Consider the following 21470-nt stretch of genomic DNA (forward strand, 5'->3'; position numbering starts at 1 on the left):
TTTAAAAGTCTTTTATTTAACCGCAGAGGCACAGCGAACACAGAGAGAAGAGGTTAAAGAAGAATGGCTTGAGGACTTTTAAAACATCCTCTTAGCTCGACTTTATCCATTTTTTAGGAACACTTAAGCTGACGCTGAAACCTTTGTGGGACAGTAGCTTTATTTTTTCGATTTCACCGAGAATAAGTGACATCGGAAAAGCTTTTGCCAAAAAGCTAGGATTTTTGCCGTATCAAAAAAACTGAGTTCTTAATTTTGGATAAAATCGAGCTTAGAGCAAACTAGGAGTTTGCTCTGATGTAACTCATTTGATTACGAAAAGCTATAAGGCGTTATTCTTAGCGAGCGCAGATATTGAGAATACACGTAGTTCCTGTACTAATAGCTAAATATGTCAATTTTATTTACAATCTTTTTTAAGAATGAAATATCACAAATCGAATTTTAAATATGTTTAATACAATTAATATAAAAACAGCTTTCTTTTACTAGTCTAATATGACTGAATTTGCAATGCATTCAATGGTAGAAAATATTTTAATTAGGTACTCTACCTCAAGAGTGATTTTAAGTGAATTCAGCCCAAAGAAAGAGTAATTAAATATGTTTAGTCCGTTAAATTACTATCAATATCGTCAAGTCAGGAATACTTATGGTTAACAATTTAGTCGGCGGCATAATTCCCCCACAGCCACCAGTAGAAGCACAGTCTGATGTTCATACATTAAAGTCTCGTCTAGAATGGGGCGAACCAGCTTTTACAATACTGGATGTGCGCGATCGCAACACCTTTAACGAAGGCCATATTATGGGAGCTATGCCAATGCCAGTAGATGAATTGGTACAGCGTGCAGTCCCTTCTTTAGATAAAAGCCGTGATATTTACGTTTACGGTGCTAACGAAGAACAATCTGCCCAAGCCGCACAACAACTGCGTTCTAATGGATTTGAGCATGTCTCCCAACTCAAAGGTGGTCTTGCTGCATGGAAGGCTATCGGTGGCCCAACAGAAGGGGTTATTGAATCAACAACTCCCCCAGGTGCAGATGAGTACAATGTTGTAGATCGCCTAAAAACTCACCAAGAAACTCTGCCAAAGGGAGGCCCTAGCGCGACGGAAGCCATTAAAAAAGGAGCTAGTGACCTCAAGGATAATATTCAAGAGGGAGCCAATAATCTCAAGGAAGGCATTCAAGAGGGAGTCAATAATGTCAAAGAAGGCATTAGTGAATCTAAGGCTCCTAAAGGCACTGACGATTCCAATATTGGATCGTAGGCGAAAAATAACTTAGAAAATTAGCAATAGACCTCTTGCATAAATCAATAATGAGAACCCCACTCCACCTTTGGCTTATATTAAAATCTCCCCTCTTTGTTTATGGGGAAAGGTTATGGGTGGGTGTTAAAGAATTTTTCCAAGAGGTCTAATCTTGATTTTTGCTGGTCAGAGAAGTCACACTTCAGGAATCAAAAGATAGAATATTTCCTCTTGTAATGCTTGTACTCCATAGCAAAACTTTTGCAAGAGGTTTAGTGTTGGCTCAATGTTCAAACAAATCTTTAAACTGCAACAAATCCAACGAAACTATTGTTGGCAGAAATTCAAAACATTCTTGAGCAATTTCCCAACGTTCTTCTCGTTTGAGCATTTCTGTTAGCTTATGTTGCACACTAAGTAAATAACGCACATCATTGGCAGCATAACTCAGTTGAGCTTCAGACAAACTAGCAGCGTTACCCCAATCAGAACTTTGAGAACTTTTATCCAGTTCTACTTGTTCTAACTCTTGCACCACATCTTTAAGTCCGTGGCGATTTGTGTAAGTACGGGCTAATTTACTAGCAATTTTGGTACAAAAAACAGGTGTAACCTGAATTCCTAGATTAGCTCGCAAAGTGGCAAGGTCAAAGCGAGCAAAGTGAAACACTTTTACGACATTCGTCGCTGACAAGAGTTTTTTTAAGTTTGGCGCATCAGCTTGTCCCTTGGCTATGCGGATTGCAGTCACTTTTCCAAATTCGTTGCACAACTGGACAAGACACAATCTATCGCGCTGTGGCAATAATCCCATCGTTTCTGTATCAACTGCGATCGCTGTAGATTCTAAATACTGTACTAGGGCTGCGTCACTGAGATCGCGATCGCTCACCTGAAAATCTTGTAATGTCATGAATTGTTCAAAAATAATAGCAGTGTCCAGCAAATATAAGTCTTGTCAGACACTACATTATTATTGTGCTAAACAATCAAAAATTAAATCTACCTAGCGCGAAAAAAAAGCTGTGTAAGGTAGACATCGCCTTGATTATTAGTAGCAACGCCAATTCCAGTAAGGTTGTAATTTCCTTTAAGGTTCTTTAGATGTCCGGGACTCTTGATCCAACCAGTAACAGCTTCATCCACAGGGTTACTATATCCCCGATTGAAAGCAACATTTTCCGCCGCACTGCTGTAGCGAATAGGGATAGCATTGACTCGCCGTTCAAATCCCTGATGGCTAAATGGGGTTTTACCTTTAGCCATATTCTGACTATGAATTCTTGCCTGTCGAGTGATATTTGCATTTAGGGTCAACTTTGGCAATCCTTTAGAAATCCGATATCGATTAATTTCGTTAAAAACGGATTTTTCTAGCTCCGTAGTTTTAAAAGTAGGAGTCGATATTGCAACCTGACTCGAAAAAAGCGACAACAGCTTATTACGGGTGGATGTATTCGTAGAAGGATGATTTGGTATCGGGACAGTCGTTAACCCACTAGCAAGGACAACCGCACTTAAAGCGATGCCAAAAGCAGTTTGTCGGAACATGGAAAATTGCGTAATATGTAGAGATATAAGACTTATACTCTACCCTATTGTTCCGACGATATATAGCACGATACTATTAAGGATTGATGAATTTTGGCAATCTGGCTAAATCCTTGTATAGGAAGTACAAAAACTCATTTCCAATTGTCAATACTTCAATGGGTCAGCATCGTAAAATTACGGTTATTTTTGCTGATAATTTAGAATTTTCATGAATTACTAAAAAATAATCTAGTATTCAATAGACAAATGTCATTGAAACTACATTATTTTATATTTAGTAAAAGCTTTGCTAGCAGGCTGAAGTCTGGGGAATTTGAGAAAAATCTAAATTTTAGCAAATCTATCACCGAAAGAAAATTTGTGTGAAATAGATTTCGCCTCTACTGTTGCTAGCGACACCAATCCCAGTTTTTTCAAAATTACCTCTGATATTAGCAAGATGCCCTGGACTTTTGAGCCAGCCTTGAACAGCTTTCGTCACAGGATCGCTATATCCCAGGTTGTAAGCGACATTTTCACCAGCCGAACTGTAGGGAATACCGACTGCTTTAACACGTTCTGAAAATCCCGTATGTCCAAAGGGAACTTTACCTTTAGCCATATCCTGACTGTGAATCCTGGCTCGATTATCGATGGCAGAATTACGAGTCAGGTTTTTTAATCCTTGAGAAACTCTGTAGTCATTAATTTGTTTGAAAACCGCCTCTTCTAAAGCAGCAATGTCAATCTTAGATGCTGTATTTTCAACAGTATTATTTGATACAGTTGAAGGTGTCGATGTAAAAGTTGAATTTGTTACAGGAGTTCTTACAGGAGTTGTTGCAGGAGTTGTTACAGGAGTAAAGAAAATTTGTGTGAAGTAGATTTCGCCTTTACTGTTGTTGCTAACGACACCAATCCCAGTCTTTTCAAAATTACCTCTGATATTAGCAAGATGCCCTGGACTTTTGAGCCACCCTTGAACAGCTGTCGTCACAGAGTCACTATATCCATAGTTGGAAGCGACATTTTCACTAGCTGAACTGTAGGGAATACCGACTGCTTTAACACGTTCTGAAAATCCCGTATGTCCAAAGGGAACTTTACCTTGAGCCATATCCTGACTGTGAATCCTGGCTTGATTATCAATGGCAGAATTACGAGTCAGCTTTTTTAATCCTTGGGCAACTCTGTAGTCATTAATTTGTTTGAAAACCGCCTCTTCTAAAGCAGCAGTGTCAACACTATATGCTGCAAGTTTAACAGTACTATTTGATACATTTAAAGATGTCGCCGTGAAAGTTAAATTTGTTACAGGAGTAGCGATCGCCCCTCTACTGAGAATAATGGTGCCTAAAGCAAGGCTGTAGATTGTTGTTTTAATCATTTGTTGAAACTAACTGAAACTCTAGCTCCAGAAAGCTTAACCAAGGTAGCATCAATCTGACAACTTGATTGTAGGTCTATATACCTCTGTTTATGGTGTTTTTTGTTCAAAAACTACCACTAAGCTTTAAATTTCATGAAATTACGATAAAGTATTACCGTTTATAAAAAAATTTCCTCTACCATTAGTATAATTCTTTTTACATAATGCAGTTTACATGCTTCATTTTGTAGTACACGAAGATTTCCATATTTTGCTAATAGTAGTTATAGAAGAATTACGGCTAATCATTTTTTCTCAGTGTTAATACTTAAATAACTTGCGGTTATAAACTATTATTAAATACTAATATATTAAAAAGGCTCGTGTTAGTACTGAGGCTAATGAGCAATATAGAATGTGAATAAATACGATTTGGTTAAGTATTTATCCTTATCTTTGCGTCCTACCTTGCGGGAAGTCACTCTTTGTCTATGTATCCTTCTCTAACGAGACGCTACGCGTTGACGAAAGCCTGCGGCAAGCTTACTTTTTACGGTATCTGGAAAATCTCTCTCCTAAAACGAGATACTTTAAATTTCCCCCTTCAAGTGTTGGGGAAGGGGGTTAGGTTTTTGTGGACTTTTCCACATGACCTGAATTGTTAGAAAGGTGGAAACAGGGCACGGAGTAATTCTTGCTGGGAAGAAGGCCCCACACATAGATGTAGGGCATTCGTGAAAGTAAGGCAAGATAACTTTTCTCAATTAGGAATTATCCTGAAAAGTTGTAAAAATGTTGAGTATTAAATTAAGCTTTCGTGACGTACTAGCTTGTATTGAGGGTTTCTAACTCTTCCTGTACCACGCGCAGCACCCGCGCAATATATTCCGCACACAACTGTTCCCGCTCTTTAGTGACTTTGGCATCAGGCTCATAAGCTTCAATCTCAGTAGGCGAGGCGATAGAATACCTTTAATCTCTAGCAACCGTTCAATGGTGTCTAGCCGCTCATGCAGCAAAATGTGAGAAACCACTAAATTAAATGATTCGTCTGGGAAGTTAGTTTGCTCGGCATTTTGCTGGGAGAAATGTACCCGTTTGCCTAAGGATTCTGCTCTTGGGTGAGTTTATTATTGTGACCCAAATATTTTAAGTATATTTATGCGTCACTTAATAACTTAGCTACTGTTTGTACATCCTTATCGCCACGCCCAGAGCAGTTAATCACAATCCGAGGACTGTCGGTTAGTTGAGGACAGAGGGTTTCGAGGTAGGCGATCGCATGGGCTGTTTCTAACGCTGGGATAATCCCCTCCAATTTTGACAATCGCTGGAATGCCGCTAAAGCTTCTGCATCAGTCACACTATAGTATTCAGCGCGACCGATATCTTTCAAATAGCTATGTTCTGGCCCCACACCGGGATAATCTAAACCTGCACTAATTGAGTGTGCCTCAATGATTTGCCCATCCTCATCTTGCAGAAGATAGCTCATGGCTCCATGCAATACACCAACTCGTCCTTTTGTCAAGGTTGCTGCGTGTTTTTCAGTATTGACACCTTCTCCTGCTGCCTCAATCCCAATGAACCGTATAGAAGGCTCATTCATAAACTCATAGAATAATCCCATAGCATTGGAACCACCACCCACACAAGCCAAGAGAATATCAGGCAATACACCCCACTTTTGGATTGCTTGGGCGCGAGTTTCTTGACCGATTACTGCATGGAAATCACGTACCATCATCGGGTAAGGATGGGGCCCTGCTACTGAACCGAGAATGTAGTGAGTTGTTTCTACATTTGTCACCCAATCGCGGATTGCTTCAGAAGTAGCATCCTTCAGGGTTCCAGTTCCCGCTTCCACCGGACGCACTTCTGCTCCCATCAACCGCATTCTGAACACATTTAAAGCTTGACGTTCCATGTCATGAACGCCCATGTAAATTATGCATTCCAGCCCAAAACGAGCGCAAACTGTAGCTGTGGCAACACCGTGTTGCCCAGCACCCGTTTCGGCAATAATCCGTTGCTTACCCATGCGCTTTGCCAACAATACCTGACCAAGGGCATTATTAATTTTATGAGCGCCAGTATGATTTAAATCCTCGCGTTTTAAGTAAATTTGTGGCCCCGTGCGATCGGGTCGGGCATAATGAGCAGTCAAACGTTCAGCAAAATATAATGGTGTGGCACGTCCTACATAGTCCCGTAACAACTGCTGTAATTCTGCTTGAAAACCAGGGTCATTGCGATATTGCTGATAAGCTGTTTCTAGTTCAGTAAGAGCAGGCATCAGCGTTTCAGGTACATACTTACCGCCGAAGCGTCCAAAGCGACCTAATGTATCGGGAACCTGAGCAGTTGAGTTTGGAGATAGGGGAGTGGTAGTCACGGGCTGTTTTCAATGACGGGAATTATTTAATCATTATAGAAAGTCTGGGGCATATCTAGGTTATATCTGGAGGCTGGAAGCTAAATTCTTCCTCAATATCCAATGCCCGATGCCCGATGCCCAATTACTTTGAATCCCTGGCAATGGATTTGTGATGTTAGCCTAGAAATTGATATCCCAGCAGAATGGTTGCGTAGAAGTTTCCACTGCCTTTGAAATTTTTCTTAAATATTCATTTTATGTCATCTTCAAATCCCAAATCTTCTGACAAAAGCTTTGTCTACCGCGAATTTGGCAACGACAACTCCGCCGCCACAGAAAGACCAATTCCAGAACTCCCCGCACAACAACAAAATCTTAAAGTACAAGCTTCCCGCAAAGGACGCAAAGGCAAAACCGTTACAGTGATTAGCGGTTTTCAAGCCAAACCAGAAACCTTAGCTGATTTGGTGAAGCAGTTGAAAACCCAGTGCGGCACAGGTGGGACAGTTAAAGATAACGAAATTGAAATTCAGGGCGAACACAAGCAAAAAATTGTCGAGATTTTGAGCAAACTAGGTTACAAAGCTAAAATTAGCGGTGGCTAATCTTGAGTGCGGTTTACCGTATCTCAACCGTGATCTAGATAATGTTATCTTTGAAAGGTACAAATATGCTTGAGCTTTGGTAAACCACTTTGCCAACAAGCAATTTTTTGTGAGATTAATAGGAGGTTTAAATGGATTTAGTTCGGATTTTGTGTGCCATTTTCGTACCACCTCTGGGAGTTTTTTTGCAAGTAGGTTTTGGTATAGATTTTTGGATTAATATAGTTTTGACGCTTTTTGGTTACATTCCTGGGATTATTCACGCAGTATGGATAATTTCTAAGAAATAATTCCTTGTAGAGGTAGGTTTGAGGCTCTGCATACATTGATAAATTGAGTCAGAGCCTCAATGGATGCATTTCCATGCAGAGTATGAAAATAAATTACCTGCAAGGTGATTACCTTGGGTAAAGCTTTAGAATCTAATTAAAATCTTCATCTAGCATTTATAGATATTTTCTCACAGAGATTCTGTAAGTAGAATCATTTTAAATTACACCCCAAACTGTGCATTTGAGTCAAGCAAGTGCGGCGGAAGTTTTGAATACTGGCTCCTTCAATACACAGAGACACTTTCTGATGATGGTAAGCTAACTTAACAAAGATATCAAATCTGAGGTTGAGATATTAAGTTATCAGCTTCAATCGGGAGCAACAAATTTGTCATCTTGATGATGGTTGATTGACCAACGGTGATCAACAGTCATAGAGGAAAACTCGCAAATTTCTTCTAGGCGTTTTTGCTGTACGGCAGCTTTACGCAGAGTAATAATTAGTTGATTTACCTGATGCCGTAAATCTGGATTATCATTTACAGCTAACATGGTTTGTCTTTCTAAAAGTTGAAGTATAAGTTCGTAGTGAATAGGAGAAGGTAGAGGAATTTGCTCCATGAAGTTAACTTTTGATTTCATATTTGAGATTTTGTATTAGTTAGAGTTTGGCTTTTCTCAATAAATTGTTACATAAGAAATAACTAGTTGCTTATGGCTTTGATTTGATTAGCAATGAAGATTTGACAAAGATATGATGATATTTGATGGCAATGTGCTGCGTGTCCACGCATAGTGTACCCAATTGACCAGCTATTGTATGCAGTTAGTTGCCCTATGCTAAGGGGCGTAGAGGAGGTGTTTATTTCAGAAATTCCTCGGCAATATATGGGCGATCGCAGCGCCGGGATCTGGTTGTTTTACTAAAGATTCTCCAATGAGTACAGCCGATGCACCTGCTGTCAGTACCAAACTCAGATCATCTGGGTTGTATAGTCCTGACTCGCTAACAACAAGGATGTTTTTCTCCTGCAATTGGCTACCCCTTGCAGCTAAAAGTTCGCAAGTAGTTTGCAAGTCAACAGAGAAATCTTCCAAATTGCGATTATTGATTCCTACTAAGGAAACCCCATCTAAAGCTAATACACGATCGAGTTCTGCCAAACTATGGACTTCAACCAAGGTTGCCATTTTTAGGTTGTTAGCAATTTTAAGGAAGTATTTCAAATCTTGATCGCTCAAAATAGCCGCAATCAACAAAATAGCATCTGCACCCTGAACCCGCGCTAAGTATATCTGGTAAGCATAAACGACAAATTCTTTGCACAGTAGGGGCAAATCTACGGCAGCCCGAACCTTGGCTAAGTTTTCAAAACTACCTTGAAAGAACTTGACATCTGTCAGCACAGAAAGACAACTAGCGCCACCTTGTTGATAAGACAGGGCGATCGCTACTGGGTCAAAATCTTCTCGTAAAATACCTTTGCTAGGTGAAGCTTTTTTAACTTCGGCAATTAATGCTGGCTTAGTCTTACCTTGCCGTAAGGCGGCGACAAAATCACGGGTTGGTGGCGCAGTCAGTACCCGCTTCCGTAATTCTTGCAAAGGAACTTTTTCCCGCATTTGGTCATATTCTACTTCTTTCTGCCAGACAATTTCCTCCAAGATGTTGTTTGGCGCTGCATCAGGCACGACAGCCTGATAACGCAATATCGATACATCAATAGCTGGGTTAGGTGAACGGCGACGGATTTGCATAATTGGGGAGTGGGGAGTGGGGAATGGGGAGTGGGGAATAGGGAATGAGGAATGGGGAATTATCTACTCCCTACTCCCTACTCCCTACTCCCTCCTAAATGGCTCGTTTATAAGCTTCGTCCAGCACTTCCGAAAGTGTCGGGTGCGCGTGAACTAGATGTGCGAGACTTTGGACGGATTGACGGTTTGCGATCGCAGCTGAGGGTTCATGAATTAAGTCTGAGGCGTGCAGTCCGAAAATATGGACGCCCAAGACTTCTCCGGTGTCTTTGCGATATATCACCTTGGCAATACCATCGGCTTCATTTTCTGCCAACGCTTTGGAATTCCCTTTGTAGTAACTCCGACTGGTGGCGATTTCAAAACCTTCGGTTTGTCCTAACTCCTTAGCTGCGGTTTCTGTTAAGCCCACATAGCTAACTTCTGGGTGCGTAAACGCCGCCGCCGGGATGCTGCGATAGTCTACTATTCTTTCCCTCCCAACTATATTTTCTATGGCGATGATGCCTTGGGCAGAAGCCGCATGTGCCAACATCATCTTCCCATTAGCATCGCCAATTGCCCACAGATGCGGTACTACTTCACCAGCTGATAGTACTGCCATGCGATCGTCAACTGGGATAAAATTCCGCCGATCCAATTCCACACCCACAGATTCCAAACCAAGATTTTTGGTCGCTGGAATGCGTCCTGTAGCCACCAAGCAAGCATCTACTTCGATGACATCTACATCTTCTTTGGTTTTGAAATCTGCTAATTCAATCACCACTGGTGAACCAGGGATGACTTTTTTAGCGTATATCCCCACTTTCGTTTCAATATCGCGGGGAGTAATCAGTACCCGTTCGGCAAGTTTGGCAATATCTCGGTCAAATCCTGGCATTAACTGATCTAGGGCTTCAATCAAAGTGATTTCGCAACCCAAAGCTGAGTAAATATCAGAAAATTCTAAGCCGATGTAACCACTGCCAATAATCGCTATCCAGTCTGGTAGAGACTCCAACTTAACGCCTTGATCGCTGGTAAAGACAGTTTTGCCGTCTACTTCAATCCCTGGAGGCACAAAAGGAATTGAACCAGGGGAAAGGATGATGTCTTTGGCTGTGATGGTTTTTTCACCGCCGTCTCCGGTAACAGAGACTTTTTGCGCCCCAGCAATTTTTCCCCAACCGTTAATAATATCGACTTTTAGACGTTTGAGGCTGTTGGTTAAGTCGCCTTGAATTTTTGAGACGAGATTATTAGCATGATTAGCGATCGCTTGGCGATCAAATTCCACGCTCCCAATTTGAATTCCCAGTGACTTGAGGTGGTGGGCATTACGTAACTCCCGCACACGTCCAGATGCTGCCAGTAGCGCCTTAGAAGGAATACAGCCCCGATTAACACAGGTTCCTCCCATATCAGCAGCTTCAATAATCGCTGTTTTCAGACCGCAACTTACGGCGTGTAAGGCTGCGCCATGTCCGCCTACACCAGCGCCGATAATTACTAAATCGTAATCAAATCCTTGACTCACGTTAGTTTCCCTGTGTGCTTCGCCTATTTATTCTCAACTTGACCGACAATCAGCGCAACCCCTTTAACAGTTATCAGTTTTATTGCTTGATTCTTAATCCCTCACCATAGACCATCAAAACTGTTCACTGCTGACTGTTTACTAATTTCAGGTTCGGGTGTTGCTTCAAATTATGATTCACTCACTTCTAACGAAAATATGGATGTTTTCAGTAATTATAGTCAAATCTATATACTTATTTTTTTGATACTACAAAACTCTACAAGCCTTATCGATACTTCTAACTCCTAACTCAGCCCTGTTTTGCCCAATGCCCATAACTTTGAATTTCTTTACAGCGCGTTAGCCTAACACTAAGCTGGATTTAGGATTCATCCAGAAGATTTACGCAGGCGATCGCTCGATGTCTATTCCCCAAATTAGTGAATTTACTATCCGCCGTCATGCCAACGCCAAATCTTTCCAACGGGGCGAGGCATACTATGAGGCTGGTGCTGTCAATACAGTTACCCAACGTGGTGATCTGCTTCAGGCAGATGTTGTAGGCAGTGAAGCCAAACCTTATCATGTCAACCTGAGTTTCGATAGCAGTGGGTTAACATCAGCAAACTGCACCTGTGCCTACAACTTTGACGGGTGGTGCAAACACATTGTAGCGACGATGCTTGTTTGTGCGCGTAACCCAGAAAACATTGAGCAGCGCCCCACCCTAGAACAACTACTTAATCACCTAGATTATTTACAAACTCAAAAACTGCTGCAAGACTTGGTAAAAGAATACCCACCAATAATTGAGGTGATTGATCGCCATGTAGCCTGGATGACTAATCCTGCTACCCAGCAAAAAAACACAAAGCCTGTGCTTCGCATTACTATTGATCCGGCTCCCTTTCGGCGGCAAGTCCGGCAGATTCTCAAAGATACCGTGCGCTACTTTGAGGAGGGGTGCGAAGAAGATCCAATTGGTGAAGAATTGCTAAGTGTAGTTCAAACTGCGGTAGATTTTAGTGAACGGGGAGAGGGTGAAAATGCGATCGCTATTTTAGAAGCGATTACTTCTACCTGTGTGGAAAATTGGGATGATGTTGCAGAATACGGTGCCGAAAATGATGAACTTATCGAAGAATTAAATAATGCCTGGTGTGAAGCAATTCTCAGTGCTGAACTCACCCCAGAAGAAAAAGTTGATATTCAAATAAATTTAGAAGCTTGGCAAGATGAGTGGAATGCTGATTTTGGCATGATTATGGAGGTTTTACGCCAAGGTTGGGACTATCCACCACTGGTGCAAGTTCTTCAAGGTAATATTACCGAAAGGGGAGCTTGGGAAGAAGACGTGCCAGACTACGCGGATGATTTGGCACTAATTCGGCTAAAAATCCTCGAACGTCAGGAACGTTACCAAGAATACTTATATTTAGCAGAAGCCGAAGGGCAAACCCAACAGTATCTGACAATGCTAGGGCGTTTAGGCAGGGTAGAAGAAGCAATTGATGCTGCTCAAACCCAAATGAACTCAATGGAAGAGGCTTTTGCCCTAGCGAAAACACTCAGCGTTCAAGGGGCATTACAGCAAGCACTAAATATAGCCCAGAGTGGATTAAATTTACCGGGTAAGTGTCAGTATGAGTTGGGGATTTGGACAAGTGATTTGGCTATTGAATTGGGTGATAGTGAAGCTGCTGTATTAGCAATCAAGGCGGCTTTTCAAGTGAAGCCCTCCTTTTTTGACTACCAGAAGATGGCAGAATTAGCTGGGGAAAATTGGGAAAGTGTCAAAACAGACCTGCTGAGAATTATTCGTACTGTTAGTGGTGGGGGAACAGAATCAGCCAAGGTGGATATATTCTTGCATGAGGGGCTAATTGATGATGCAATTGCGATCGCTAATGAACTCAGTTCTTATAATTCAGACTTGATTCACCGAGTCATGGATGCTGCTATCCCTCACAATCCTAGTTGGGTGATTGCTAATGCTCGTCGCCGTGCCGAAAAGATTATGGATGCAGGTAAAGCCGAATACTACTACTACGCAGTTGAATGGTTGAAAAAGGCACGTAACGCCTACTTGGAATCTGGAAATAAAGCTGACTGGTTAAGCTATCGTCAAAACTTGATGCAAACCCACGCTCGTAAACGTAAATTGATGGGAATGTTTCAGCAAAGGGATATGCAGTAACCCTAAACCATAACAAAACGCAAGTTTGCCTACTTTTAACAAGGGGATTTTGCCCCAAGTCTTGTTAGTTGAGATAGTAAGTAGATTTACGCCGTACTCTCGCAGCAACAGATAATTTTAATATATCTGCTTGCTTATGCAGCTCGAACACCATGAATGTTTTTAAGTCTGCAATAACCAGTTGATTTAGCTTTTAAATTGAAATTTGCCCAAGATATCAACTTTAGTGACAAAAGATGAAGTAAGATTCACATCTGAAACAGTCTTTGAATAATCCCATAGTTTCTAACAAAAAATAGCCCGGTGCGATGATTGATAAATATCCTCAAAATCTTATAGTGTCCTGCTTACCACTGAGTATGCTTCTATTACTCAGCAGCATAATTTCTAGTCCAGTGAAAGCTCAAGCTGTTGATACTACACAATTACCAAATGGTAATTCTATCCCATCACAACAACTCCCACCGCCACAGGATGTCCAACCACCCTCACCTCCGCCAGTTCCGTCACCTGAACCACCACAGCCACTCCCCCCGCCAGCAGAACTATTTCCACCCTCTACCCCAACTCCCACACCTGATGAACCACTCCCTGGCAACTTTCCTCAAAATATTGTTGTTGAACGTTTTGAAGTTGTTGGTAGCACAGTCTTCAGTCCCGAAGAGTTAGCCCTCGCCACTGCTGAATTTACCAAACGGCCGATCTCACTGACTGAAGTGTATCAAGCACGTTCTAAAATTACTGATTTATACGTCCAAAATGGTTACATTACTTCTGGTGCTTATATCCCGCCCCAAACAATCCAATCCGGTGTTATAAAAATTCAGGTGGTGGAAGGTAAATTAGAAGATATCCAGGTAACTGGAACTCGGCGGTTGAATCCGAATTATGTCCGTAGCCGACTAGCAATAGCTACACCAGCACCTCTGAATCGGCAACGTCTACTAGAGGCACTGCAACTTTTGCAACTTAATCCTTTGATTCAAAACGTCTCTGCTGAACTCACCGCAGGATCACGGGCTGGTACAAGTCTTTTGGAAGTCAAGATTAGCGAGGCAAAAACCTTTAGTAGCCCAATAGTTCTTGATAATGGGCGATCGCCTAGTGTTGGCAGTTTCCGCCGTGGATTACGATTGAATGAAGCCAACTTACTCGGATTTGGAGATAGTCTGAATTTAGGATACACCAACACTGATGGTAGCAACTCCTTTGACGCTAGTTACACATTGCCTCTTAATCCCCGCAACGGAACGCTTTCCTTCAACTATGGCACTACGTCGAGTAATGTCATTGAACCTCCTTTCGACTTCCTAGATATCGAATCGGCATCTCGCTACTACGAGTTGACATTCCGCCAACCCATAGTCCAAACTCCCACACAAGAATTAGCTCTGGGTTTAACAGCTTCCCGACGCGAAAGTGATATCTCGTGGAAACCAGAATTTGGGCCCCCCTCTGTCCTTTCGCCTGGATCTGATGAACAGGGACGCACCAGGGTATCTGCCTTGCGATTTTTTCAAGAATGGACGAATCGCAACAGCCGTGAAGTCATCGCCCTACGCTCTCAATTCAGTTTGGGTCTAGATGTGTTGAATGCCACGGTTAATCAAGATGTGTTGAATCCCACGATTAATCAAGATCCTCCCGATAGCCGTTTTTTTGCTTGGCAAGGGCAAGCGCAGTGGGCACGCCTTTTAGCTCCTCAAACCTTACTTTTACTTCGTTTAAATACGCAACTAGCATCCACAACACTCTTACCTATAGAGCAAATTGGCTTAGGTGGGCAGGATAGCGTTCGGGGGTATCGTCAAGATTACCTGCTAACGGATAATGGCGCTTTTGTTTCTGCGGAAGTTCAAGTACCGATTCTGCGCTTACCCCAGATAAATAGCACCTTACAGGTTGTCCCCTTTGCGGATTTTGGTGTTGGCTGGAACAGTTCTGGTAGTCAAAACCCTGACCCTAATACTCTAGCTGCTGTTGGTCTGGGGTTGCGTTTGTCACAAGGCGATCGCTTTACTGTTCGTCTTGACTGGGGCATTCCTTTAGTATCTGTTAACTCGAATGATAGAACATTACAAGAAAACGGACTGTATTTTAGTTTATTCTATAATCCTTTTTAAAATTCAAGGGTTCATTCTCCTTCCCTTACCTTCTCTAACATAGGCTGCGCCAACCGGAGTTCCCGCTCTATTAAAGGAACTGGCGGGCGATTTCAAATCCTCAGATATCTTCCTCAGTGGGATGCCCCCAATTTATTTAATTCCTGCCTTGCTCTAATCTATTTTGCAAAATTAATTCTGTAAAACAGAACTATTTGACTGATTAAAAAATAAAAATCAGACCGTTATTTAATTCAGAGTTTTCCCACTACTTAGAATAAAAATCCGCAAATATACCAAGTGTTCTATTCAGCGTTTGATTTTATTCTGGGTATCCTAAGAAAGACAAGCTTAGATGATATGCACAAAGGGGGAAAATTTATAAATTATGTATGAATAGAGAAAACAGCTAGAACTTCTACCGCAAAACTGAATGCCCTGCTTTTTAAGAAAGGTTAGCCTTAACCTAACGGAAACTTGTGGGAGTAGGATTATTCAGACTAAAAACATAAAAATATGAAAAATTGAGGAACAACCATGCTAGGAAACGAGCGGGAAAAAATACGCCATCTGTTGGTCCTTCAAGACCTGCAAGGCCGGCGAACTGTCCCCTTGCAAGAGACTACTTATTCTCTGGGGCGGCATCCCGCAAACACGATTATCTTGTCTTCCCGGTCAGTATCAATGCAACATGCAATTTTATTGCGAGTAACTGTTCCAGAGACTGATCAATATGGCTTTCAGATTATTGATGGTAACTATAAGGGAAAAGGCAGCACTAATGGCTTATTTGTCAATGGTACTAAATGCTTTTCCCATAATCTTAGGAGTGGAGATGTCATTGCCTTTGGCAGTAATCAAGCTCAAGCTAAATATTATGCTATTTCTAACATTTCAGAACAAGCATTTTCTGAGTCTTTTGATGTTGAAGACTTATCTGGTTTCCTATCAGAGCAAGGCAGTCCTGCCAATCCTTTTCAAACCTTAGCTCTCGATCCCAGCTTTGAAGTAGCTAGTGAGTCTGCTTTAGCTCGTCTAGCATCCTTCCCTGAACTCATCCCCAATCCAATCATTGAGATGGATTTGGAGGGAAGAGTCACTTATCTTAATCCAGCCGCAGCTCTCAAGTTTCCCAAACTTAGGGAAATTGGAACAAAACACCCGATTTTAACAGGACTTTTGAATACAAAGAATGTAGAAAAAAATTCTTTTGTGCGGGAAGTAGAAGTAGGTACAGAAGTTTTTGAACAATCCGTTCTCTACTTACCTGAAAGTGATTTAATCAGAACTTTTATTATTAGGGATATTACAGAGCAAAAACAAGCCACAGCCGAACTACGTCAGCGCGATCGCTTGCTACAGGCAGTCGCAGAAGCTGCCAATTATTTGCTTGGGGAAATGAATTATGAAACTGGTATTGATCTAGCTCTAGCTGTATTGGGTGAAGCTGCCAAAGCAGATCGTGCTTATCTATTTCAGAACCATCCCCATCCTGCTACAGAAGAAATAGTAGTCAGCCTGCGGTTTGAATGGACACATCCTTCTATCGAATCTACTTATGAGCATTGGCAGAATCAGCCTTATCAAAGTTCTGGATTAGCTCGTTGGTACGCTGTTCTCTCTAGCGGCAAGTCGATTAGCGGACTGACCCAACAATTTCCTGCCACCGAACAAGAATTCCTGATTCGAGATGGCATTCAATCCCTTCTCCTGGTACCTCTTTGCTTGGAGAATGAGTTGTGGGGTTATCTTGGCTTGGCAGACTGCACCTTTGAGCGTCATTGGTCAAAGCACGAAGAATCTACCCTTTTGACGATGGCCGCCAGTATCATTGGTGCGCGGCAACGTCAGCAAGTAGAAGAAAAGATTCGCTATCAAGCCCTACATGACATGCTGACAGGGTTGCCCAATCGCCTACTATTTAATGAGCTGCTTAATAAAACTCTCCCCAACGCCACTCGGAATGGTGAAAGTTTAGCTGTGATCTTCCTCGACCTGGATCGCTTCAAGGTGATTAATGACACTTTGGGGCACACTCTGGGAGATCAATTGTTACAAAGCGTCGCTCAAAGATTACAAGGCTCACTCAGAAGCGGAGACACTATAGCCCGTTGGGGAGGTGATGAGTTCACTATCTTACTCCCGCGAGTCAATGATATTGAAGAGGTAACACTAGTGGCGTATAGAATATTACAGGCATTGGAGGATGCTTTCTATCTCCAAGACCATGAACTTTATGTGACTGCCAGCCTTGGTATTGCGTTGCTTGATAGCAACAGTCCTGACGCCGAAACACTAATCCAGCACGCAGATGCCGCTTTGTACTACGCCAAAGACAAAGGGCGAAATAACTACCAATTCTATAGTGTTTCTCTCAGTGCTAAAAATCCTGAACTCCTGACTTTAGAAAAGAGCTTGCGCTATGCCCTAGAACGCAATGAATTTATACTGTACTATCAACCTCGTGTAAATATTGCTACAAAAGAAATTACTGGTATGGAGGCTCTATTGCGCTGGCAGCACCCAGAGATGGGATTGGTCGCACCCAGTGTTTTCATTCCCCTGGTTGAAGAAAGTGGATTAATTGTCCCCATCGGCGAATGGGTGCTGCGGACAGCCTGTATTCAAAATAAAATCTGGCAAGATGCAGGATTGCCACCCATAATGATGGCTGTTAATCTTTCTCTTAAGCAGTTCCGCCAACCCAAATTGGTGGAAACTATAGCTACAGTTTTAGAACAAACGGGTCTGGAGCCGCACTTTTTAGAATTAGAAATTATGGAAACTACAGCCATTGAGGATTTAGATTTTACCAGAACGGTGTTAAAGGATCTACAGCAGATGGGTGTTTGCATCTCCATTGATGACTTTGGTACGGGTCATTCCTCGCTCTCGCGTCTACAGCTTTTGCCACTCCACAATCTGAAAATAGATAAATCTTTTATTCAATATTTGACGCAGGATGTCAAAGTAGCTCATATTATTAAGGCGATAGTTACTTTGGGACACAGCTTGGGATTGAAGTTGATAGCCGAAGGGGTAGAAAAAGAAGAGGAACTGGAGTTCTTGAAATCTATTAATTGTGAGGATGTACAGGGCTACTTATTCTACCGACCACTTTCTGTCCAGAAAGCAACAGAAATCCTCGAAAGTAAACACTCAACCTAATATTGTTACAGTCGCTCAATTATCTTGGCATTTTCTGGCAACTTGGCGTCTCGTTGCCCAGCAGCACGCGCCCTAACAGTGAACAAACCAATGGGAGTATTTAATAAATCTACAAGGGTGGCTTGACCCACAATCGCCTTTTTCATATCCCTTGGTATTTCCTTAATTAACCAACGTGCCAAACGATAGCCGCATTCTTGGAGTGTGATATCTCGCATCAAATCTACACTGTGTAGTTCGTGCAGATAGCGATTTGAGCGTCCATAGCGCCGCCATTGACTTCGCAGCTCTTGAAGTGTGGCGCGGTGGCGGTGCTGAACGATCGCATTCGGAGCAAATTCCAAACGCCCGATGTTTTCCCCCAAAATCCGCCAGCAAATATCGGCATCACCACCAGTGGTAAGATAGGGACGAAATAAACCCGCTTTTTCTAAGGCAATGCGTCGAATCCCTAAATTAGCCGTTTGGCCATAGGACCGAAAGGAATGGTTAAGGGTATGCTTTTGCGACAAAGTTTCTTGACGATCTGCATGCTGTTCTAGCAGAGTTGTGCCTGGTAGTGCCAAAATTTCACCAGCGACAATTACCACTTCTTTATTGACAAAAGGCTGAATTAATGCATCTAACCATTGCGGTTGTGGGCGACAATCTGCATCGGTAAAAACGATAATTTCATGCGTAGCGGCGCGAATCCCAGTATTACGAGCAGCATAAGAGCTTTGAATTTGGTTTTCGCTCAATGGGCGGATTGTAATCGGGCAGTTTTCGGCAGATGTTTTAAGGATGGTGAGAGTGCGATCGCTACTATTATTGTCCACCAACAAGTACTCTACTCGGTCTTTCGGGTAGGTTTGAGACAACAAACAATTGATTAACTCTGGTAAATCCGCCTCACCGTTATAAATAGGAACAACCACCGACACCATTGGTAGAAAACTGGTGGCGGTGGTTGCATCAACTGGCTGATGATTCATAAATTTGAGATTTTGGTTTGGGATTACTAACTATTATTCCCAATCCAAAATCCTAGAAGGGTATATCAAGCAGTTTCATAACTCCAAAAATCTGGATTTGGGAATACCACTATATAAACACCTAGAAACAAATCACTCACCTAAAATTTTAGTTTATCGGCGCGGCTCATAGGTCGAGTGGGCTGATTTGCTGGCGGTTGGGCAAAGTTGTTATTTGATAAAATTGCGATCGCACGGGCATATTGTGGATCACTCTTAGTTCCGATTAAATCTGGATTAGAAGCTAACTGCCGCTCTTGTGCCTCTGTCAAGTCTAGCTTGATATCTGGAGCAATGCCTTTATGGTTAATATCCGTTCCAGCCGGGGTGTAGTAATGGGCAATGGTGACAGCCAAGCCGGAACCATCTGCGAGTTCATGAACTGACTGCACTAAGGCTTTACCAAAGGTTTGACCACCTACGACTACCGCCCGCTTATTATCCTTGAGTGCCCCTGTGAGGATTTCGCTAGCACTAGCTGAATTACCATCCACTAAGACCGCCAAAGGACGATTTGTTAGAGCAGTACGATTGGCTTTAGTTTCCTCAGTACCGCCCACACGGTCTACTGTCTTAACAATGCCACCGTTGTCATACCACATCCGGGCAATTTCAATGCTCGCCTGTAACAATCCGCCAGGATTTCCCCGCAAATCCAAGACATAAGAATCAACTTTCTTAGTGTTCAAATCGCGGATGGCTCGTTGCATTTGTTCTGCGGCATGAGCGCTAAATTCCCGCAAACGGATATAGCCAACGCGACGATTCCCTTCTTGCTTGAGGGTATAACGTACCGTTGGCACTTCAATATTTGCCCTTGTTAACTTCAAATCAAAGGCATTTTGCCGCGCCCGTCCCAGCTTTAGCTTGATGGGAGTACCCGCTTTGCCACGAATTAGCTTAGAAGCATCATCCACTTTCATTTTGAGAGTGGGTTTGCCATCAATTGCCAAAATTTCATCGCCTGCTTTGATCCCAGCTTTTAGCGCTGGAGAATTTTCTATGGCTTCGACAACAGTAAGGCGCTGAGTTTTTTCGTTTACTTCCATGCGAATGCCAATACCAGAGACTTCCCCAGATGTTTGGCTAGTCAGGGCTTCAAACTGTTTGGGGTCCAGGAATCGAGTGTAAGGATCTCCCAACTTTTGTAAAGCTTCACGGATGGCAGTATAAGCTTCTTCTCGAGAAGAATAGTCTTTGCTCAACAGGCTTTGTCTGGTTGCTTGCCAATCTTGTTGATTAAATTTGCCATCAACATATTCATGATTCACCAGTTGCCATACTTGGTCAACTATCACTTTCGGGCTGTCTTGTAGGGCTAGAGCAGCCCGGACACCACGAGTCCAAGCGGTGCCGAATAAAGACATAGTAGCAGTAGTGGCGATCGCTCCACCAATCAAGGCTACTTGGAGCGGCGAGTAACTTTTCGCAGATTGGTTCATGTATATTAGCTGGAATAATTGTGTTATTGACAGTTTAGCAATCAGGCTTTCAAGAGATTTTTAAGTTTTTATACCCCAAACTAAGCTTTGCTCCCTTCATCATTTTTATCGTTGAATGATGCCGAAAATACTGCATTATTAACAACCATTTCTCAGTTTGTTAGCCTTCTTGGGAAAGCTATACTGAACATGTGACACTTTGAACAGCGTCATTTTTGTACTTATTCATTACTTTTATAAGATAGCACTTTGATCACTGAATTGCAGTACTGTTAAACTGCCATTAAATCAGCTTTTCTTACCTAAGTCATGAAACGTAAATTTACCATCAAATCGTTAATTTCTATTAAAAAAAAATTTTCTAATCTGTGGCAATCGTTACAAAAACTAACTGGTGGATTGTACTTTGTTTTGGGCACTTGGCTGATTTTTACCACTATAACCTTAGTTTTTGCTTCTTCCCAGCCAGTAGATGCGTTGTTTGTGCTTGGTGGCAGTATTCATCGAGAAACTTATGTTGCCCAACAAGCAAAACAATACCCGCAAACCCCAATTTTAATTTCTCATGGTTCCCCAGACCCCTGTATATGGTTAATTTTTCAGGCGGAATTGGCAGGATTACAAAATGTTTGGTTAGAAAACTGCGCGAATTCCACCTTTGAAAATTTTTATTATGGTATTCCAATTTTGCGACGTTGGGGAGTGCATAAAGTCATGTTGATTACCTCGCTAAGTCATTTACCCAGAGCAAAATGGATGGCACAGATTCTCTTGGGCGCTCATGGTATTTGGGTAGAGACAGAGATTGTTGAGGAGTTGGGTATTCCTGGTAATCGTGAATCTTGGGTCAAAACTGGATTAGATGTAACACGCAG

The 21470-nt window shown here is 42.2% G+C and carries 15 protein-coding genes and 3 pseudogenes; 7 read left to right on the forward strand and 11 right to left on the reverse strand.

Annotated elements, in window-relative coordinates; all coding sequences use genetic code 11:
• Positions 1 to 652: 652 nt before the first annotated feature.
• A pseudogene (locus VE944_RS11580) lies at positions 653 to 1099 on the forward strand (rhodanese-like domain-containing protein); the annotation flags it as partial.
• 442 nt (positions 1100 to 1541) lie between these two features.
• Here VE944_RS11580 and VE944_RS11585 read toward each other — a convergent pair.
• The 6 genes and pseudogenes from VE944_RS11585 to trpB all read right to left on the reverse strand — a co-directional run bounded on the left by VE944_RS11585 (position 1542) and on the right by trpB (position 6555).
• Entirely contained in the window at positions 1542 to 2171 is a 630-nt protein-coding gene (locus VE944_RS11585; protein ID WP_324976862.1) for a ribonuclease D, read from the reverse strand.
• Between the two features lie 89 nt (positions 2172 to 2260).
• Positions 2261 to 2809, reverse strand: coding sequence for a CAP domain-containing protein (locus tag VE944_RS11590; RefSeq protein WP_324976865.1), 549 nt, complete (start codon positions 2807 to 2809; stop codon positions 2261 to 2263).
• 346 nt (positions 2810 to 3155) lie between these two features.
• A complete protein-coding gene (locus VE944_RS34115) occupies positions 3156 to 3662 on the reverse strand; it encodes a CAP domain-containing protein (protein WP_414690122.1) in 507 nt (168 codons plus the stop codon).
• Between the two features lie 6 nt (positions 3663 to 3668).
• Positions 3669 to 4178: pseudogene (locus VE944_RS34120) on the reverse strand (CAP domain-containing protein); the annotation flags it as partial.
• 827 nt (positions 4179 to 5005) lie between these two features.
• Positions 5006 to 5200: pseudogene (locus tag VE944_RS11600) on the reverse strand (hypothetical protein); the annotation flags it as partial.
• Between the two features lie 119 nt (positions 5201 to 5319).
• Entirely contained in the window at positions 5320 to 6555 is a 1236-nt protein-coding gene (trpB, locus tag VE944_RS11605) for a tryptophan synthase subunit beta (protein WP_324976871.1), read from the reverse strand.
• Between the two features lie 239 nt (positions 6556 to 6794).
• On the opposite strand from trpB, the gene VE944_RS11610 reads away from it, so the two are divergent.
• Complete coding sequence (locus VE944_RS11610; protein WP_109009060.1) at positions 6795 to 7142, forward strand: translation initiation factor; 348 nt, start codon at positions 6795 to 6797, stop codon at positions 7140 to 7142.
• 131 nt (positions 7143 to 7273) lie between these two features.
• Positions 7274 to 7432: a YqaE/Pmp3 family membrane protein gene (locus VE944_RS11615; protein ID WP_229555521.1), complete on the forward strand. Its 159-nt coding sequence runs from the start codon at positions 7274 to 7276 to the stop codon at positions 7430 to 7432.
• A 351-nt stretch (positions 7433 to 7783) separates the two neighbouring features.
• On the opposite strand, the gene VE944_RS11620 is transcribed toward VE944_RS11615, so the two are convergent.
• The 3 genes from VE944_RS11620 to lpdA all read right to left on the reverse strand — a co-directional run bounded on the left by VE944_RS11620 (position 7784) and on the right by lpdA (position 10691).
• Positions 7784 to 8035, reverse strand: coding sequence for a DUF5340 domain-containing protein (locus VE944_RS11620; protein ID WP_324976903.1), 252 nt, complete (start codon positions 8033 to 8035; stop codon positions 7784 to 7786).
• Between the two features lie 246 nt (positions 8036 to 8281).
• Positions 8282 to 9172 carry an indole-3-glycerol phosphate synthase TrpC gene (gene trpC / locus VE944_RS11625; protein ID WP_324976880.1) on the reverse strand — a complete coding sequence of 297 codons (891 nt, stop codon included), beginning with the start codon at positions 9170 to 9172 and terminating at the stop codon, positions 8282 to 8284.
• Positions 9173 to 9266: 94 nt separating this feature from the next.
• On the reverse strand, positions 9267 to 10691 hold the full coding sequence (gene lpdA / locus VE944_RS11630) for a dihydrolipoyl dehydrogenase (RefSeq protein WP_324976884.1): 1425 nt from the start codon (positions 10689 to 10691) through the stop codon (positions 9267 to 9269).
• 403 nt (positions 10692 to 11094) lie between these two features.
• Between lpdA and VE944_RS11635 the strand changes: the two genes are divergently transcribed.
• The 3 genes from VE944_RS11635 (at position 11095) to VE944_RS11645 (ending at position 18140) form a co-directional block, all read left to right on the forward strand.
• The gene (locus VE944_RS11635; RefSeq protein ID WP_324976887.1) at positions 11095 to 12870 is read left to right on the forward strand and encodes an SWIM zinc finger family protein; all 1776 of its coding nucleotides are present in this window, start codon (positions 11095 to 11097) and stop codon (positions 12868 to 12870) included.
• 308 nt (positions 12871 to 13178) lie between these two features.
• On the forward strand, positions 13179 to 14993 hold the full coding sequence (locus VE944_RS11640; protein ID WP_324976890.1) for a ShlB/FhaC/HecB family hemolysin secretion/activation protein: 1815 nt from the start codon (positions 13179 to 13181) through the stop codon (positions 14991 to 14993).
• 516 nt (positions 14994 to 15509) lie between these two features.
• The gene (locus VE944_RS11645) at positions 15510 to 18140 is read left to right on the forward strand and encodes an EAL domain-containing protein (protein ID WP_324976892.1); all 2631 of its coding nucleotides are present in this window, start codon (positions 15510 to 15512) and stop codon (positions 18138 to 18140) included.
• Between the two features lie 5 nt (positions 18141 to 18145).
• On the opposite strand, the gene VE944_RS11650 is transcribed toward VE944_RS11645, so the two are convergent.
• The gene (locus VE944_RS11650) at positions 18146 to 19114 is read right to left on the reverse strand and encodes a glycosyltransferase family 2 protein (RefSeq protein WP_324976895.1); all 969 of its coding nucleotides are present in this window, start codon (positions 19112 to 19114) and stop codon (positions 18146 to 18148) included.
• Between the two features lie 140 nt (positions 19115 to 19254).
• The gene (ctpB, locus tag VE944_RS11655) at positions 19255 to 20595 is read right to left on the reverse strand and encodes a carboxyl-terminal processing protease CtpB (protein WP_324976897.1); all 1341 of its coding nucleotides are present in this window, start codon (positions 20593 to 20595) and stop codon (positions 19255 to 19257) included.
• A gap of 309 nt (positions 20596 to 20904) precedes the next feature.
• On the opposite strand from ctpB, the gene VE944_RS11660 reads away from it, so the two are divergent.
• The coding region (locus VE944_RS11660; RefSeq protein WP_324976900.1) for a YdcF family protein at positions 20905 to 21470 on the forward strand (566 nt) is incomplete at its 3' end.

Origin of the sequence: Nostoc sp. (genome assembly GCF_035638895.1) — a bacterium.
Lineage (GTDB): Bacteria > Cyanobacteriota > Cyanobacteriia > Cyanobacteriales > Nostocaceae > Nostoc.

Bases quoted from the DNA above. Each gene is read 5' to 3' on its own strand.
- VE944_RS11620 (WP_324976903.1), bottom strand. From the start codon at position 8,035: ATGGAGCAAATTCCTCTACCTTCTCCTATTCACTACGAACTTATACTT.
- VE944_RS11610 (WP_109009060.1), top strand. From the start codon at position 6,795: ATGTCATCTTCAAATCCCAAATCTTCTGACAAAAGCTTTGTCTACCGC.
- trpC (WP_324976880.1), bottom strand. From the start codon at position 9,172: ATGCAAATCCGTCGCCGTTCACCTAACCCAGCTATTGATGTATCGATA.
- VE944_RS11650 (WP_324976895.1), bottom strand. From the start codon at position 19,114: ATGAATCATCAGCCAGTTGATGCAACCACCGCCACCAGTTTTCTACCA.
- VE944_RS11635 (WP_324976887.1), top strand. From the start codon at position 11,095: ATGTCTATTCCCCAAATTAGTGAATTTACTATCCGCCGTCATGCCAAC.
- ctpB (WP_324976897.1), bottom strand. From the start codon at position 20,595: ATGAACCAATCTGCGAAAAGTTACTCGCCGCTCCAAGTAGCCTTGATT.
- VE944_RS11640 (WP_324976890.1), top strand. From the start codon at position 13,179: ATGATTGATAAATATCCTCAAAATCTTATAGTGTCCTGCTTACCACTG.
- VE944_RS11645 (WP_324976892.1), top strand. From the start codon at position 15,510: ATGCTAGGAAACGAGCGGGAAAAAATACGCCATCTGTTGGTCCTTCAA.
- VE944_RS11585 (WP_324976862.1), bottom strand. From the start codon at position 2,171: ATGACATTACAAGATTTTCAGGTGAGCGATCGCGATCTCAGTGACGCA.
- VE944_RS11590 (WP_324976865.1), bottom strand. From the start codon at position 2,809: ATGTTCCGACAAACTGCTTTTGGCATCGCTTTAAGTGCGGTTGTCCTT.
- VE944_RS11615 (WP_229555521.1), top strand. From the start codon at position 7,274: ATGGATTTAGTTCGGATTTTGTGTGCCATTTTCGTACCACCTCTGGGA.